The sequence below is a fragment of the Bradyrhizobium sp. CIR48 genome (assembly GCF_014198315.1).
In the GTDB taxonomy this organism is placed as follows: Bacteria; Pseudomonadota; Alphaproteobacteria; order Rhizobiales; family Xanthobacteraceae; genus Bradyrhizobium.
Genome location: NZ_JACIHG010000004.1, coordinates 115299 through 130597, shown reverse-complemented (window position 1 = coordinate 130597; position 15299 = coordinate 115299). Strand labels below are relative to the sequence as shown.

Genomic DNA, 15299 nt, shown 5'->3' with positions numbered 1-15299 from the left:
GAGAGCGTCAGTCAATCCAGACTGATGCGATCGTGTTCCGCATGACTGGACCGTTGAGGACACGCCGCCGGCGCTTGCGCGAGGGTGCCGAAACCGCGAAAGTCCTAAGTGTTTCAGAACTTGTCAGGGGAATTCCACACACATGCAGTTCGATGACGTCATCCTCGGTCGCCGGAGTATCCGCGGCTACAAACCCGATCCGGTGCCCAAGGAGCTGATTGCGGAAATCATTGGTTTGGCGATGCGCGCTCCGTCGTCGATGAACACCCAGCCCTGGAATTTCTATGTCATCACCGGCGAACCGCTGGATCGGATCCGCGCCGGCAACACCGAACGGATGGTGGCGGGCATCCCGCAGTCGCGCGAGTTCCGCACGGGCCAGGCCTTTGCAGGCAAGCACCGCGACAGGCAGGTCGGCGTCGCCAAGCAATTATTCTCCGCAATGGGAATCGAGCGCGACAACATGGAAAAACGCCAGGACTGGGTGCTGCGCGGCTTCCGCCAGTTCGACGCGCCCGTCTGCGTGATCATCACTTATGACCGCGTGCTTGACGGCAGCGACGATACGCCCTTCGACTGCGGCGCCGTGGCGACCGCCCTGGTCAATGCCGCGTGGTCCCGCGGGCTCGGCGCCGTGATCAACAGCCAGGGCATCATGCAATCCCCCGTGGTGCGCGAGCACGCAGGCATAGCCGACGATCAAGTCATCATGAAAAGCATCGCGCTGGGCTGGCCGGATGAAACCTTTCCGGCGAATGCGGTGGTGTCGGAGCGGAAGTCCATCGAGGAAGCGACGGTGTTCGTCGGGTTCGAGACGTAGCGGCGCGCGGTCGGAAGGGCTGGAGGCACAGCAGTGATCCGCGCCATGGTCCGACGTGTATTCGTGCTGGCGGCGGCTTTTGCCACTGCCTTGACGCCGGTCATTTGTCTCGGCGAAAGCAGCAAGCCGTTGCCGGCCAAGGCAACGAGGGAACTACCCGCCGAGCTGCTCTCGCTGCTCGAACAGAAGAAGATGCCGAAATATTCACCTATCGTCGTGCGCCTGTTCAAGGAGGAGGCCGAGCTCGAGGTCTGGAAGCAGGACGCGACCGGCCTTTTCCAGATCCTCAAGACCTATCCGATCTGTCGGTGGTCGGGCGATCTCGGGCCGAAATTGTACGAGGGCGACCGACAGGCTCCGGAAGGGTTCTATACGATTACACCCGAGCTGATGAATCCGAACTCCAACTTCCATCTTTCGATCAACCTCGGCTTCCCCAACACGTTCGACAAGGCGAACAAACGCAACGGCAGCTTCCTCATGATCCACGGCGACTGCTGGTCGAGCGGTTGCTATGCCATGACCGACGAACAGATCAGCGAAATCTATTCGCTGGCACGCGACTCATTCCTCGGCGGCCGGCCCTCGTTCCAGGTCCAGGCCTATCCGTTCCGCCTGACGCCGGCAAACCTGGCGCGGCATCGAAATAGTCCCAACCTGGCCTTTTGGAAAATGCTCAAGATCGGCAACGATCATTTCGAGACGACGCGACTCGAACCAAGGGTGGATGTGTGCGACCGCCGCTATGTGTTCGATGCGCAACCTCCCCCGAATTCGCCGTCGCCTCCAGTGTTCAACCCTGCCGAAAAATGTCCCCCCTTCGTCGTCAACCCGCAAATCGCGCGGCGGGCGCTGGAGAAGAGGCGCTCCGACGAGCTCGAATACGCGCGATTGCTCGAAGACAATTTTCCGGCTGCCCCGATATACAGCGGACTGGACGGCGGAATGAACAAGGCATTTCTCACACAATTTCCGGGCAGAGTGACGCTTGCGAAAGTCATGCCGTATGCATCCTACCTGCCGCAATTGCCGCCGATCCCCTGGATCGACAATGACGGCTCGTTGACGAGTAGATGGTTTGGCAGCTCGTTGGACAAGCCGCCGGAGTGTAATCCGACGCGTGTCGGCTTCCCGTCAGGTCGGTGCTGAACGCTCGCGCGGCGCCCGATGGATCATCAGAAGAGGATGGCATCGGCATTCCGTCCAGGGAATGCTGGCGCGTCGGAGCGGAGACCTTGAAAAAAGTTCGTCCCGGCTTGCTGAACCAAAGCAAACGACGAGCCCGCCTCCGCCCCGCGGGCTTCGGCGCGACAGCCTTGCGCAAACTTTGTTTGCGAAGGCTGGCGGAGGGAGAGCAACCGAACTCCAACATTCTCCATGTGAAAGGCCCCATCTGACCCAAAAACGCGTTCAATTCCAATCCTTTAGGTTTGGCCCCGGGGCAAAAGGTAAGATCGCCTTAATTGATCCGGTCTTTGGACGAATCAGGTCGCTCAAGTCATCGAGCCAGCCATACCTCCGGCGATTTTCTCCCTTAATCTCGAACATTTCGGCGTGCAGCCAAGGAGTACCGAGAAAATCATGTCTCATACCCCTCCAATGAGGGCTGCGAAGATTCTATCTTAGATCGCATCGATTACGACCGCTCTCCATAAGAGAGGAATGGGGCGCCAGTAACCGTAAGCTCACAAACTAGGTGCCGGCACCGCAGCGACAAGTGTCCTCGGTTGGCGCCTAGCGCTCCTTCACGCGCCCACGACCATCTGCTTTTGACCCACCTCGGACGTCGGATAGTTTCTTCCGCTTGCGGGTATCCCCAGCTCGCTTCGCGGCCCGTGAACGCCATGCGGGCGCGGCCCGGTACGACCCGGAGATCTCCTAGTGTGGTCTTGCCGGACCGTGCCTCCACAATCAGTTGTTCTGCAAGTATTTGCGAGTTTTGTGGTTGCGGCCGTGATGCGGTAGCCCACGGCAGGTTTCTCCAGCACGGCATCCAGATTTGCTTATGTGCGACCGTTGAATTCGATCGAGACTTCCTCTCGGCCAACAAAGCCCCGGTGTTGTCCGGGGCTGTCTTTTTTGTGCGACCGACAACCGTAGCCAGCTTGCGCCTGACCTCGATTTGTCGTCTCAGCGTGTTGGCTCCGTCGGATGCTGCGCTGGCTTCCAGTTCGCGCTAACTTAACCGCGCACCTGATGGAGTATGCTGCCTTGACGGGAGCGCCCGGCAGCCTGAGAAGAGTGAAGGCGAATGAACGTCTGCCGCTGAGGACCGCTTCTGACCCACAACGGACTTCAGTCCATTGAACTGCCCCTGAGAGAATGGACGGCGCCGTCGCGCCATGGAACGGGAATTCTCTTTCGCCAGTTTAGCTAGCGGGCAGAAAGAGGAGGGGGAAACCATGCCAGTCGTACTGCTTTGGGCCGGGCCTACGGTTCTCGTGATCGGCGGCGTCGGCTACTATTTTCTGCGTGTCGTACACTAGCTCTGTTGTGTTTTGAGCGTTCAGGCAATGCTGAGTGCGCCGACTTGACGCCTTAGCACCGCCGGAAGCCCAGCGCCTTCCTCGTTGCCCGGCGCTGGGCAGCCATTTGAAATGGTGAAACCATGAAGCACGCGCTCCCGACAATCGGAATTATTCTCGGGCTAGTCGTGACGCCAGCACTCGCCGACCCCTGGAAGGATGAGAGCGGCAAAGGCCGGTGGAGCTACGATCGTGGTCCTTACCGCGCCTACAACTACGACCGCGAATACAAGCAGGAGTACTACCGAGGCCCCTGCAAGATCGAGCGGAAGTGGGGCAAGCACGGCGAGTACAAAGAAGAGACGAAGTGCAAGGGCTATCGTGACTAGGGCGCCGCCGCCGCGTCTCAATTCGACGGTCCGCAGGTCTGCGCCGCTATCTCCGCGGCGGCGTTGAACTTCAAGACCGCGCTGACCACGCCTTACAACGTAAGAGATCAGCGCTCCTTCTCCGGCCTGCTGTAGCTAGCCAGCAGTCTCGTTGAGACCTTCCGCCGCAATGCCCGATTCACATTTCTTAATGAAGCTGCGCCCGTCATCACCTCTAGTTCGAAGCCCTTCAAGTGTTTTGTGACGGGGCGTTGATGCTGAGTTATCAGGCGACCGTTTTTGCCGAACGGCTGAACGAGCTTTCTTCCCAACTTTCTGAATTGGAAGATCTCCGCCTTAAAGTCGAAGAGGCGGAGCGACGCGCCCGGGCTGTGCCTACACAGTCGCCCCCGAAACTCCAGTCTCACGCACGGCAACAGCTTACGCCGTAACCTGCGCTAACTCGCCACGCGCCTTCTTGCACTGGAACTTAATTTAATAGATTGATTTAATATCAGCAGTGGAACTAAATTAAATAATATTGTGGGAGTGAACGTCATGAACAGCTCGGAAGACGACGACCGCCGCGAGTTCCTTAAGACCTGCGGCAAGTTCGCCGCCGTGACACCTCCCGCGCTTACCCTCCTGCTGTCCACCTCTCTCACGTCGGACGCAATTGCAAAATCCGGCGCCAGCTCGGCCGGCCCTAGCGGCAACAATGGCAAAGGCAACGGCGGCGGGGACGGCAGCCCGAATGGGAAGCCCGACAAGGATCGCTGAGGTAGCCGACGCAAGCCATCCGGAGGGAGATACAATGCGAGCCAGGCGCCGCGACCTAGATTGGCACTTTGCCTCTATTGTTGTGACGCTGCTCTGGCTAGCGTTCCTATCGGCCACGCTTCTCGCGGTTCTTTTTCGTGAGCACCCCTGAACGGAGCGAACTGGTACTCTGAGAGAGACAGGCCAGAAAGCTTCCTTAGCTCGAAGACGTTCAGGGTTGCAGCCGCGAGAGGAGACGTTGTCGATCTTGATCGCGACTTCGCTGATCTTGGCGCATCCGTTCAAGTTCGACTTCGGCTTTGGCAGTGTCCTGGCCTTGGCGCTTCAGATCAACAATCAGAGCCTCTTGCTCAGCGAGCCGTCATTCTCCTTCGACCACATCGCTCTCGATCCGCCTCAGCTCGTCAAATAGTGCAGCCTGGTCCATCACGATTTCGACGCGACTGTGTTGCGATTGCATTTCTGCAGAGCAGAAGCACGCAGCAATGACTTTTAAACTAATCCAACTTCTCGAATGTTCCGACCGATTGCCACCCTTTCCCGAAGATCCCTGACAGGCGCACCGTCAGCTCCCTTCGCTGCAAATAACCTCACCCTGAGGGAGCTGGGCAGAACTGCCGTCCGTAGCCCGCAAGCATTGTCAGGTCCCCGTAAGGAAATGCACCTGTTAGGGTCATTGCAGATGATCGTCCACGTTATGGTTGCAAACCTTCGTATGTAGACGTCGGATCATTTCCCTCGTGCTTTGCAGCATGTGATCAGCAATATATTGCCGCAGACGCAGGGGCATAGGAATGATCATTGCAGCTCGGGAAGCGGTCGACTTGCTAATTCAAGCCGCAGGCAGTTGGCAGTTCGACGATACCCTCCACGGATTGAGAGATCGAGAGTGGATGGCGCTGCGCTTTCTGGCACGTGCAAACAGATTCTCGCGCACCCCCTCCGCGTTGGCCCGCGTTGTTGGGACAACCCGGGCCACCGCTTCTCAAACAGTCAAGCGCCTCGAAGACAAAGGTTATCTTCAGCGCCAAGGATCCGATCAGGACAAGCGCTCGGTGATCCTTGATGTGACGCCGCGAGGAGAAAAAATACTTTCAAACGATCCTATTACACAGCTCGTTGATGCAATTGTTAAGCTCGAAACAGGCGCAAAGAACTTTCGAGATTTGGTTCGCAATATCCTAGAGCAACTGGACGCACCCCGGGATCGCCACCATGCGGACAATTGCAGAAGGTGCATCTTCTTGACGGAGGCGGCCAGCAACGTGACCAGAGAGCAACAGACATTTTCGTGCAGATTCTTCAGAGCGAATCTCAGCGAGTCCGAAATCGATCTGCTTTGCTTCAATTTCGAGCGGAGAGAGGGCGTCGCCTTTCCCGCCTAAATCCTCTCGAAGGTCCGCTGTTGGCCCTTAGCTGACCAATCTCGGCATGGTGCGTGATGGCAGCTTCTGACCCTTGCGGACATATCGAAATCAAAACAGACCGAAATGGCCGAGACGAGAAGCACTTGCGGCTCAGCTAGGGAAGTCCTTTTGCCATCGTAAAGGGATTGAACCACGTTCCGCGAGGGCAGCCCACGAAGCTGCGCCAAGATGTAACAATCGGAAATAGCGTCGCGGCTTGGTCGGGTCGGTGTCCAACACGAACCCCATCGGTAACGCGCGGACAGTCGTGGCATAGAACCCACCATCGGGCGACCTCTCGGATTCGATGATAGCGATTAGCGATTCGGCCCTCTCAGTCCTGCCGAGCTGTTTCATCAAGAGAGCCATTTTGCCCGTCCCTTCGGTCCACACACCATCGCGGTCTTCACCGTAAGAAAGCCTCCGCCAACACTCATTCGCTGTTCGGCGGTCGTCATTGCCGATGCAAATTTCCCGGCCGCTCCGTGAAGCACTGTTAAAGGCCAAATCTGGGCATTCAGAGCCAAAATCGGATTATGCGTGACACCGTCTTCAGCGGTCCTGCGGCGAAACAGGCGCACCCCGGATCCCACATCGTAGTTGCGAAGTACTCAGCAACCGTTGCCTTATCGCGCCAGCGCGAATCGCCTGTACGGATCGCAAGAAGGCCAAACGCGGCGGCGAGGTCAGTATTATGTTCAGTCGATTTCCATGTCCGCACTTCCAGCGTCGGCTAGAGCCGCGAAATCCGCAATCGGCTTGGCCACGATTTTGGCCCGACGCAGGTGGACCATATCCGGCAACACGCGCCGCGACTGATACCGATCATGTTCAAGTTCATCCATAACGATATAGCCCCGTGCTGGAGCAGCTGCGCATCCTCTGGACCACATCGAATGCGCGTCCATAATTTTGCGCTGCCGCCGCGCGATCCTCTTTGTTGGCCCAGCGCATGACAATCCCTGCGCGGGTCATCCGTCAATGGCCCTGCAACGCCTTGGCTTCGTCCAACAGCGCGCATCCATACCTCTCGTTCTTCATCTGTCGTCAGGACAATCGTCATCGCCTTCGGATGGATCGGCTCGACCAGCGAATTCGGCGCCGTCGTTCAGAAAGCCGTAGACCTGAGGCGGCCCTTGTATCGGCTTCGACTTCGGTCCGCGATCACCGTTGAACGTCGTCCAGATACCAGCGAAGGCGAACAGCGGACGATCCTCGCTAAGCGCGGACCAGACAACGGTCCTTCTTCTTGGTTTCGGGGTTCGGCTCCGAAAGTATAGGTCGGGAACGACTACTAGCAGGGGCATTGGGCGAAGGCGCTACGAGCATCAAGCGTGGCGCGGACGGCTTGTCAGAGCCGCTTGTGCTCGGGGCTGCGCAGCCGGTGAACGCCCATGAATCGCATTTTCCTCGCCATCATCGCTTCGGCGTTGATATTACTTCTCGGCGCAATCGGCCGTCGTTGATCAAGTATGCTGACCTGTCTCACGACCGCACCGTCGGTTTCGTCAGCTCACGACAGAATAGCCGGCGAGGGCCTTCTGCTACCCTTCTTGAGCTACATACGTTGCGGCGGGAACGAGCTGCAGTAAACCCTCGCTTATAATTCCTAGCGACATCGGCCAAGCTGAAAGATTGGGAAGTCTCAGGAACGGTCTCATCCGGATCGCGTTTCTGCACAACAGGCTGAGGGAGTCATCGACACAATCATTGGAGAACCAAAGATGGCGAACCCGCGTCCGGAAGAGAGATCGACACAAAACATCGAAGACGCAGCCCGCCGTACGGGCGAGAGGGCTGCGGAGCAGACTACGCGCATCGGGCAAGCTGCGGCTGAAGCCGGCGAAGAAGTGGCACGGGCCAGCGCTGATATGCTCAAGCAAAATGTTGAGACGTTACAGCAGACCTGGCGCTCCAGCCTCGAGGCGGCGACCTCACTAATGGGACGGTCAAGCCAGCAATTTAGCCGCACGCTTGGCTTATCTGAAGAAGATGCGCAAAAGGTAACGGCGGCAACCGAACGGTCAGCTCGCAACGCGCAGACGCTCCTTTACAGTGGTACAGCCGCCGCCAAAGTGATGGGGGGAATGTCCCAAGAGTACCTCCAGATGGTTCGTCAACAATTTGACAAGCACATCGAGCACTTGAACAGGTTGTGGACCTGCCGAACTCCACAGGACTTTGCGGCGGTGCAGAGTGACATGGTGCGGGAGACAGTGGAGACCGCTCTGGAAAGCAGCCGTCGTATCGCCGACTTGTCGCTCAAAATGGCCGACGATACCGGGAAGCAGATTAAGAAAACTATGGATCAGATCCCGCGCTAAGCAGGGCGGACTTGTTCAACGGAGAGAGCGGCAGGGCAAGCCGCTCTTGCCGCCCCGGCGAATTCAGCGCTATTTTCGTTTGCGCGTTTGCTTGCGGCTGAGGCGTTTGGCGTTTGCCGCGACCTTCCTTCGGTATTGCTCAACAATCTTGTCTCCTGATGCGCCAGCCATCAGGCTTGTACCGGCCTTCGCCGCCGCCAGCACTTTTTCACTCACCATACGCTGGGCTTCACGTTGGGCCGCTTTGCCGCCGCGCATCAACTTCGCTAGGCGCAATCCGATCACGCGATTGCTTTCTAGCCCCAGCATCATCCAGTTCCACATGCTGCGATATTCCTAGCAAGGCGAATAACTTCGGATCACATCAACGACCACGGCGTGCGCGGTGTCCGATCAAAGCCGCTGGCTTGCTACGACGCAATCCGCTGGGCCATGGCTAGCGCAAGGGTTCCTTCACCTTGATCCAGGGATACATCCGAATGGGCGATAGCCGGAAGTCGCTTCGTGCTGAAGAGTGAGAACCGCTGCTGCTGGGGGCCAAACGGAGATGTCCGATGGGTGTGGCAGGCTGGCGCTTTGCGCATACGAAGAAAACGCTCCGCGTCCGGGATGTCATCATCTGCGTGCTGGAAGACCCGGTGGTGGTCGCAATCGGCTCCCCGATCATGATCGACATCACGCGCTGCAAGGATTGGCCGCAGCAAGGGGGCGTTACCACCAAGGCGCTTATGACAGCAGGTAGACATCGACCATCAGATGCTTCTCGTATTCGGTAAGCGCCACGCTGCCGGGCGCGGCAGGTCCTCAGTGTGCGATATGGCACGAAATTTAGATGAAATTGCGAAAATGCCGATACGTTTAGGGCCGTCGCGCGGTCCCCGCGCATGCAGCAAACTCAGAAGGACCCGGACGACTCGCGGGCGGAACCGCCATCCTGGCGCTTCGCCGCATGTCCGCTGGCGCAGTAAGAGCGGACTTCGATTTAACCGCCTGGAAGTCCGAAAGTGACCCGAAGCGGACAAGGGAGCCGCCCTATTGGCGCGTGATGGGGTCCCGCGTATCTCCTAGGCCTTTCGTTGCCCAGAGGACCCCCGCGGCGAAGGCTGAAATCAAACCAAAACGACGCGCCATCATTTGCGCGGCGTGCGCGGCAGACCACGTCGAAGCAAACTGAAACCAGTGAAAATGTTTGGCTGTTGCCCAGATGACATATCAGGCTTCTGCGAGGCTTGGTTAGATAAACCATGGATTCTCGCGCCGGTTGCGCATTAATCGCAGGAGATCGATATGAAAAGACTGGTTTTCGCGGCTTCACTTCTCGCCTTCGGCCCGATCACATCTCAGGCTGCCGATCTGGCTCCAGTCCGTTTGCCAACGAAAATTCCGGCCCAACAGGTCGGCAACTGGACGGGCTTCTATATTGGCGGCAACATTGGCTATGGCTGGGGCAGGTACGGAGCCTCGAACAGCACCGGGACATTCGTGAACACGAATGGCGGTTCGGCCCCCTTCGGCTTCAACGCTGTATCGGGCAACGGCAACGGGGTCACCGCCGGTATTCAAACCGGCTACAATTGGCAGATCGAGCAGATGGTGCTCGGCGTCGAGGCTGATTGGCAGTATATCAATTCAAAGGTCAGCACCGGCAACTCGGCTATTCCCGTTCTTGCCGCAGTCGGCGGCAACTTCACTGGCAGCGCTTCCGTCAGCACCGATTGGTATGCGACCTTCCGTGGCCGAGTGGGCTATGCGTTCGGGCCGGCATTACTTTACGCGACTGGTGGCATTGCGTTGGCTGAGACCAAGTTGAGCGCGAATGCTACGGGCAGTATCCCCACCAGCCTATTCCCGCTGACCTATGGACCGCTCGGTTCTATGGACGCTTCCAATACCGCCGTGCTGGTAGGCTACGCGGTGGGCGGGGGTATCGAATATGCCTTGGGAGCAGGCTGGTCCGTCAAGGGCGAGTATCTGCACATGGGCTTCGGCACGAACGGCTACAACATAACTGGCTCGCTTCAATCGCCGGCAGGATTGACCGGTGTCATCGCCACCCATGTCGATATCAAGCCGCGCTTCGACATCGCCCGGGTCGGCATGAACTATCGCTTTTGATCAGCAGGTTTTGGCAAAATAAGGGAAGGGAGTCTTCGGGGCGATGTCGCGGAGCTTTGATCACGCTTGGTTACCAGACGACCTCCGGGATCCAATAGCTCCGTCGACCCAGAGTGATCGCGGTCACTCGCCGACCTTGCACCCTCAGATGGCGCGGCGCCTCACTGCGCAGTCTCGCTGCCGGCTCCACTCGCCTCCTCCTATCCCCTGTGACCGGCGGCGGGACGCCAGCCGTCAAGGCATCGGAGATGGGCTCCGCTTGCCGAGTTAGAGCGGAAGTGACCCGCCGGTAGGTCCGCTTGTGGCCCTGAGCCGAACAACGAACGCGCCGTCGCCACGTCCGCTGTTTGAGGGAGATCTGACCTTGCGCGATGAGACGTGGTGAGCAGCTTTTGACCCGAAGCCGACATTTGGCAATCCGCGTGCGGGAACGTCGAACAGCTCGCTGCAAACAGAAGGGATGGCCCGCAGTTCAATGCAGCCTCACCCCCTCCATCCGGCCTTACCCAGACCGTCGACGAGATGCGCGTGGTCTTCTGGACGAAACCACGGAGCTCTGTTGCGGACGTACATATCTAATGCCCCCGGTGCGCGCGAGACGGCCTTTTCCAGTTCTTCCTTCGCTTCCGCTATGCGCCCAAGCTGGCCCAGCGCCGCCGCGGACCAGCGGTAGATCATCGGAAAATTCGGATACGACCGGATCAGGCGTTTTGCGGCCGCGATCGAAGCTTCGTATTCGCCGCAAAAATATAAACCGCACGCAATGTGCAACAAGCGGACTGCCAGATAGGGATCGCGGGGATCGAGCCTGATACACACGTTGAGAGACGTGACCCCCTCCTTGTGCCGTCCGGCAAAGATCAGCGTCGCGCCTCGATGGCCGTGCGCGATCGCCAGATTTGGACTCATAGAGAGAGCTCGCTCGACCTCCGCCAACGCATCGTCAGCCTCGCCGCGTGCTTGCAAGGCCCAGCCAAGGCACGAACGGGCTTCGGCATCGGCACCATCGAGCGCGACCGCCCGGCGGGCTAGGGCCTCCGCCGAATGTTGCGCGTCTCGCAGGCCTATCTTCTGGTAGAGCGCGGCCGCTTGCAGCTGGTACAGAGCGAGCGCGCTGTAGCTACCGCTGAAGGTCGGGTCGAGATCGATCGCCTGTCTGAAGAATTTCTCGGCGCTCTCATCGTCCTCTGCGGTCGCTTTGCTCAGATGCCACAGGCCGCGCTGATAGGCGGCCCAGGCATCAAGGTTGCCCGGCGGCCTGCGCATGGCGCGTCGGAGCTCGGCGTCTGCAATGGCGGGGGCGAGCGCAGTCGTCAACGCCTCAGTGAGCTCATCCTGCACGGCGAAAATATCTGCGAGATCGCGGTCGTAACGCTCGGCCCATACATGATTGCTGGTCGCCGCCTCTATGAGCTGCGCGGTCACGCGGATCCGGCTGCCGGCCTTGCGCACGCTACCTTCAAGCACGTAGCGGACGCCGAGCTCGCGCCCGACCTGTCTCACATCAACCGCTCGCCCTTTGTAAGTGAACGACGAGTTCCGTGCGATGACGAACAATGAGGGATAACGCGATAACGCCGTGATCACATCTTCGGCGATACCGTCGGAGACGAATTCCTGCTCGGGGTCGCCGCTCATATTGGTCAGCGGCAGCACGGCGACAGATGGCTTGTCGGGCAACACGAGCGCCGGAATCTCGCGTTTGGGCGTCGCAGTCCGCAGGCCCGGCTCGATGATGATGCGGTAAACGTGGACGGGCCGGGCTATGTTCTTCAGAGTTTGCTCACCCGCTTCCTCAACGTCGAACGGCACCTTGTCGCGCGCGTGATTGAAGACAGTCTGAGAGATACAGATGCCGCCGGGTTCGGCGATGCTTTCGAGCCGGGCCGCAATGTTGACGCCGTCTCCAAAGATGTCATGGGCTTCGACGATGATATCACCGATATTGAGCCCCACACGGAAGAGAATGCGCCTGTCTTCCGCGTCGTCGCAAGTAAGTTCGTTGATGCGGGACTGAAACTGCATGGCAGCCCGCACGGCTTCGACCGCACTTGGAAACTCAGCCAAAAACCCGTCGCCGGTGTTCTTCACGATGCGGCCGCCGTGCTGCGCAATTGCGGGCTCGACACCTCCGGCGAGAAGGGCCGTCAGCTTGGCGTGTGTCGCCTCTTCGTCATTGTGCATGAGCCGAGAATAGCCGGCCACGTCGGCGGCCAAGATCGCTGATAATCTTCGCTCGACCCGGACCCGCTCTTGCACCATGGCCGCACCAGGCCCCACCCAACCCACTATACTCTAAACGGATCAGAGCGCAGCGCCAAACGCGCTTTGACTTTTGAGGTATGCGCTAAGTTGAAACGTCAATTGTGCTGACCGGGGTGCGTCTGAGCTGACCCGCGGTGCGCACCAAGTAGGAGATCGAGTCCGGACCGCCAATGTCGCCTTCTGGCCCTTGGCTAACCTCAGCCCTGAGCGCGGCGATGTCCGTTTCCCAGAGATGACCTGACCAAGGTCGTGCTGACTGCCGAGGGCAGCCTTTGACCAAAACCTGACGTGACGCATCGCAATTTGAGAGCGGGTCCAATGTCAGGACAACTGACATGCCACACCGGCCAGGTCCGTCTCTGGCTCTTCTCCGAAACGAAATTGCATGGTTGGCCTGAGTGAACAGGCTTAGAATGCGCGCCTCGCAAAGCTAGTTCTCGCGTGGAGGCAGGTCATGATCAAGACGCCATTCGCAATCGCGGCTACGGCTGTGTTGGGCCTTTCGTTTGCGCAACCTTCGTTGGCAGAATCGGACGGCGATCAGCTCGGTACGGTGCATTTCGAAACATCGTGCAAGCCGGAAGCGCAGAAGCATTTCGATCGCGGGATGCTGTACCAGCACTCGTTCTGGTACCGCGCGTCGCAGCACGCGTTCGGAGATGCTCTGAAGGCCGATCCGGAGTGCGGCATCGCATACTGGGGCATTGCCCTCAGCCTCTTGTGGAATCCCCACGTTCCCACCCCCACGAAAAACCTCGCCGAGGGTGCTGAGGCGATCGCAAAAGGAAAGCTCATCGGCGCCAAGACCCAGCGCGAACGCGACTACCTCGATGCGCTAAGTGCCATGTACGCCGACTATGACAAGGTCGATCATCGTACGCGCATGCTGGCTTACTCCAAGGCCATGGAGCAACTTGCGCAGCGGTATCAAAACGATGACGAAGCGCAGATCTACTATGCGCTGGCCCTAAACACCTCGGCGTCGCCGGCCGACAAAACTTACACCAACCAGCTCAAGGGTGCGGCAATCCTTGAGCCGATCGCAATACGGCAGCCCCAACATCCCGGCGTAGCGCACTACTTGATTCATCTTTACGATTATCCGCCAATTGCCGAAAAAGGGCTCGAGGCTGCGCGACGCTACGCCCAGGTTGCACCAGCGGCAGCACACGCCCAACATATGCCGTCCCACATCTTTACCCGCGTCGGATACTGGAGGGAGTCGATTGCTTCCAACATCGAATCGTCGCGTGTGGCGAGAGCGGACAAAGAGGGCCACGATCAGCTGCACGCAATGGATTACCTCGTCTACGCCTATTTGCAACTCGGGCAGGACGAGAAGGCAGCAGCCGTTGTCGACGAGATGAAGGGGGTCACAGGCTTCACCGAGACTTTTATCGCCGGGCCATACGCGCTTGCCGCCTCTCCGGCACGCTATGCAGTGGAGCGCGGCGATTGGAAGGCTGCTGCGGCGCTTGAGGTTCGTCCCAGCCTGCTGCCTCACGTGCAGGCGGTAACCTATTTCGTGCGGGCACTGGGCGCGGCCCGTGCAGGCGAACCAGAAGCCGCGGAGGCCCACATCGCCAAACTCGCCGAACTGCGCGACAAGCTACGTGCCGCCAAGGACACCTATTGGGCGGAACAGGTCGAAATTGAGCGGCAGGTTGCGACGGCTTGGCAGCTTTTCGCCGAAGACAATCGTGACGCTGCGCTGAATGCCATGAGCGCCGCCGCCGCTGCCGAGGACAAAACGGAGAAGCATCCGGTGACGCCGGGAGTGCCTAAACCGGCGCGCGAGCTCTATGGAGAAATGCTGCTTGAGAGCGGCAAGGCAAATGAAGCGCTTGGGGCATTTGAAGCAACGCTGCGGAAGGAGCCAAACCGGCTCGGCGCTTACGTAGGCGCAGCCAAGGCGGCGGAAAAGTCCGGCGAATCCAACAAGGCTCAGCAATACTATAAAAAGGTCATAGCGATCGCTGATGCAGCTGATAGCACCCGAACGGAAGTTGCCGAGGCGCGGGCATTTCTGATGAAGCGCTGAGAAACGGGAACGAGAGGCATGGGAGCACACGTGAAATCAATATTGCTGGCGATCGTTCTGGGCGTTGTTGCGAGTGCGGGAAACGCTCAATCGCTCGAGGTTGTCGGATATTCCGGTCACCTCGGCGAATGGGAGTTGACAGCCACCGTCACGGAAGCGGCCTCCGGCCACGTCATAAAGGAGTACTCCGGACCATTGACGATGAAGCACGTCGGATTGTGCACTCAGGATGGTCCGGAGGAGAGGGTCGGCGAAATGCGCCTTCGGATGTCAGTCTTAGCATCGCGATTGAACGCGACATTTTCGTTTTCTGGCGTCGAATGCACCTACAGCGGAAGGCTGTCAGACTACTACACAGGCACGATGAATTGCCCTGATCGGCCGCCGGTTCCGCTCAAGCTGTGGGTGAAATAGTTAGTCAGGAAACAGCCAGGTTCTCAAAGAAGGACGGGCACTGCGCTGATCGCGAAGATGGGCTAATCGCCTGCCAAGGTTTCTACGTTTGAAGCGCTCGCCATTCCCAGCCGGCGGGCACGTGGCTGCCGTAAGTCCGTTTTTGGCCCGCAGCTGACTTCGACTATTGGCCTCGCATTGTCCATTTTCAAGAGCTAAGCGGAATAGCGGCTTGGATGGCAGCTTTTGACCCTACGCCGACTTGACCATAGGCGTGCCCGCCGCAGCGAGCAGAATTTCACGTTCCTTAGCAGGCATCGCC

At 58.9% G+C, this 15299-nt stretch carries 14 protein-coding genes; 11 read left to right on the top strand and 3 right to left on the bottom strand.

Going from position 1 to position 15299, the window contains the following annotated elements:
* The first annotated feature begins 142 nt into the window (after positions 1-142).
* From GGD66_RS14205 to GGD66_RS14180, 6 genes are all read left to right on the top strand, one after another.
* A complete protein-coding gene (locus GGD66_RS14205; RefSeq protein WP_018320506.1) occupies positions 143-820 on the top strand; it encodes a nitroreductase in 678 nt (225 codons plus the stop codon).
* A 33-nt stretch (positions 821-853) separates the two neighbouring features.
* Positions 854-1969, top strand: coding sequence for a murein L,D-transpeptidase family protein (locus GGD66_RS14200; protein ID WP_312014138.1), 1116 nt, complete (start codon positions 854-856; stop codon positions 1967-1969).
* 1459 nt (positions 1970-3428) lie between these two features.
* The gene (locus GGD66_RS14195; RefSeq protein ID WP_183258157.1) at positions 3429-3674 is read left to right on the top strand and encodes a hypothetical protein; all 246 of its coding nucleotides are present in this window, start codon (positions 3429-3431) and stop codon (positions 3672-3674) included.
* 537 nt (positions 3675-4211) lie between these two features.
* Positions 4212-4433, top strand: coding sequence for a hypothetical protein (locus GGD66_RS14190; RefSeq protein WP_183258156.1), 222 nt, complete (start codon positions 4212-4214; stop codon positions 4431-4433).
* A 247-nt stretch (positions 4434-4680) separates the two neighbouring features.
* Positions 4681-4845, top strand: a complete 165-nt coding sequence (locus GGD66_RS14185) for a hypothetical protein (RefSeq protein WP_183258155.1) — start codon at positions 4681-4683, stop codon at positions 4843-4845.
* A gap of 382 nt (positions 4846-5227) precedes the next feature.
* Positions 5228-5818: a MarR family transcriptional regulator gene (locus GGD66_RS14180; RefSeq protein WP_210321576.1), complete on the top strand. Its 591-nt coding sequence runs from the start codon at positions 5228-5230 to the stop codon at positions 5816-5818.
* A 719-nt stretch (positions 5819-6537) separates the two neighbouring features.
* Here GGD66_RS14180 and GGD66_RS14175 read toward each other — a convergent pair.
* The gene (locus tag GGD66_RS14175; protein WP_183258154.1) at positions 6538-6684 is read right to left on the bottom strand and encodes a hypothetical protein; all 147 of its coding nucleotides are present in this window, start codon (positions 6682-6684) and stop codon (positions 6538-6540) included.
* 879 nt (positions 6685-7563) lie between these two features.
* Between GGD66_RS14175 and phaP the strand changes: the two genes are divergently transcribed.
* Entirely contained in the window at positions 7564-8163 is a 600-nt protein-coding gene (gene phaP, locus GGD66_RS14170) for a phasin family protein (protein WP_183258153.1), read from the top strand.
* Between the two features lie 69 nt (positions 8164-8232).
* Here the strand turns inward: phaP and GGD66_RS14165 are convergent, their stop codons facing one another.
* Entirely contained in the window at positions 8233-8487 is a 255-nt protein-coding gene (locus tag GGD66_RS14165) for a hypothetical protein (protein WP_183258152.1), read from the bottom strand.
* 230 nt (positions 8488-8717) lie between these two features.
* Between GGD66_RS14165 and GGD66_RS14160 the strand changes: the two genes are divergently transcribed.
* Both GGD66_RS14160 and GGD66_RS14155 read left to right on the top strand, forming a co-directional pair.
* On the top strand, positions 8718-8939 hold the full coding sequence (locus GGD66_RS14160; protein WP_183258384.1) for a hypothetical protein: 222 nt from the start codon (positions 8718-8720) through the stop codon (positions 8937-8939).
* Between the two features lie 511 nt (positions 8940-9450).
* Positions 9451-10278 (top strand): outer membrane protein, encoded by an 828-nt coding sequence (locus GGD66_RS14155; protein ID WP_183258151.1) that lies wholly within the window; start codon positions 9451-9453, stop codon positions 10276-10278.
* Positions 10279-10761: 483 nt separating this feature from the next.
* Here GGD66_RS14155 and GGD66_RS14150 read toward each other — a convergent pair whose 3' ends face one another.
* Positions 10762-12495, bottom strand: a complete 1734-nt coding sequence (locus GGD66_RS14150) for an adenylate/guanylate cyclase domain-containing protein (protein WP_183258150.1) — start codon at positions 12493-12495, stop codon at positions 10762-10764.
* 502 nt (positions 12496-12997) lie between these two features.
* On the opposite strand from GGD66_RS14150, the gene GGD66_RS14145 reads away from it, so the two are divergent.
* Positions 12998-14584 (top strand): lipopolysaccharide assembly protein LapB, encoded by a 1587-nt coding sequence (locus tag GGD66_RS14145; protein ID WP_183258149.1) that lies wholly within the window; start codon positions 12998-13000, stop codon positions 14582-14584.
* A gap of 30 nt (positions 14585-14614) precedes the next feature.
* The gene (locus GGD66_RS14140; protein WP_183258148.1) at positions 14615-14998 is read left to right on the top strand and encodes a hypothetical protein; all 384 of its coding nucleotides are present in this window, start codon (positions 14615-14617) and stop codon (positions 14996-14998) included.
* The last annotated feature ends 301 nt before the right edge of the window (positions 14999-15299 follow it).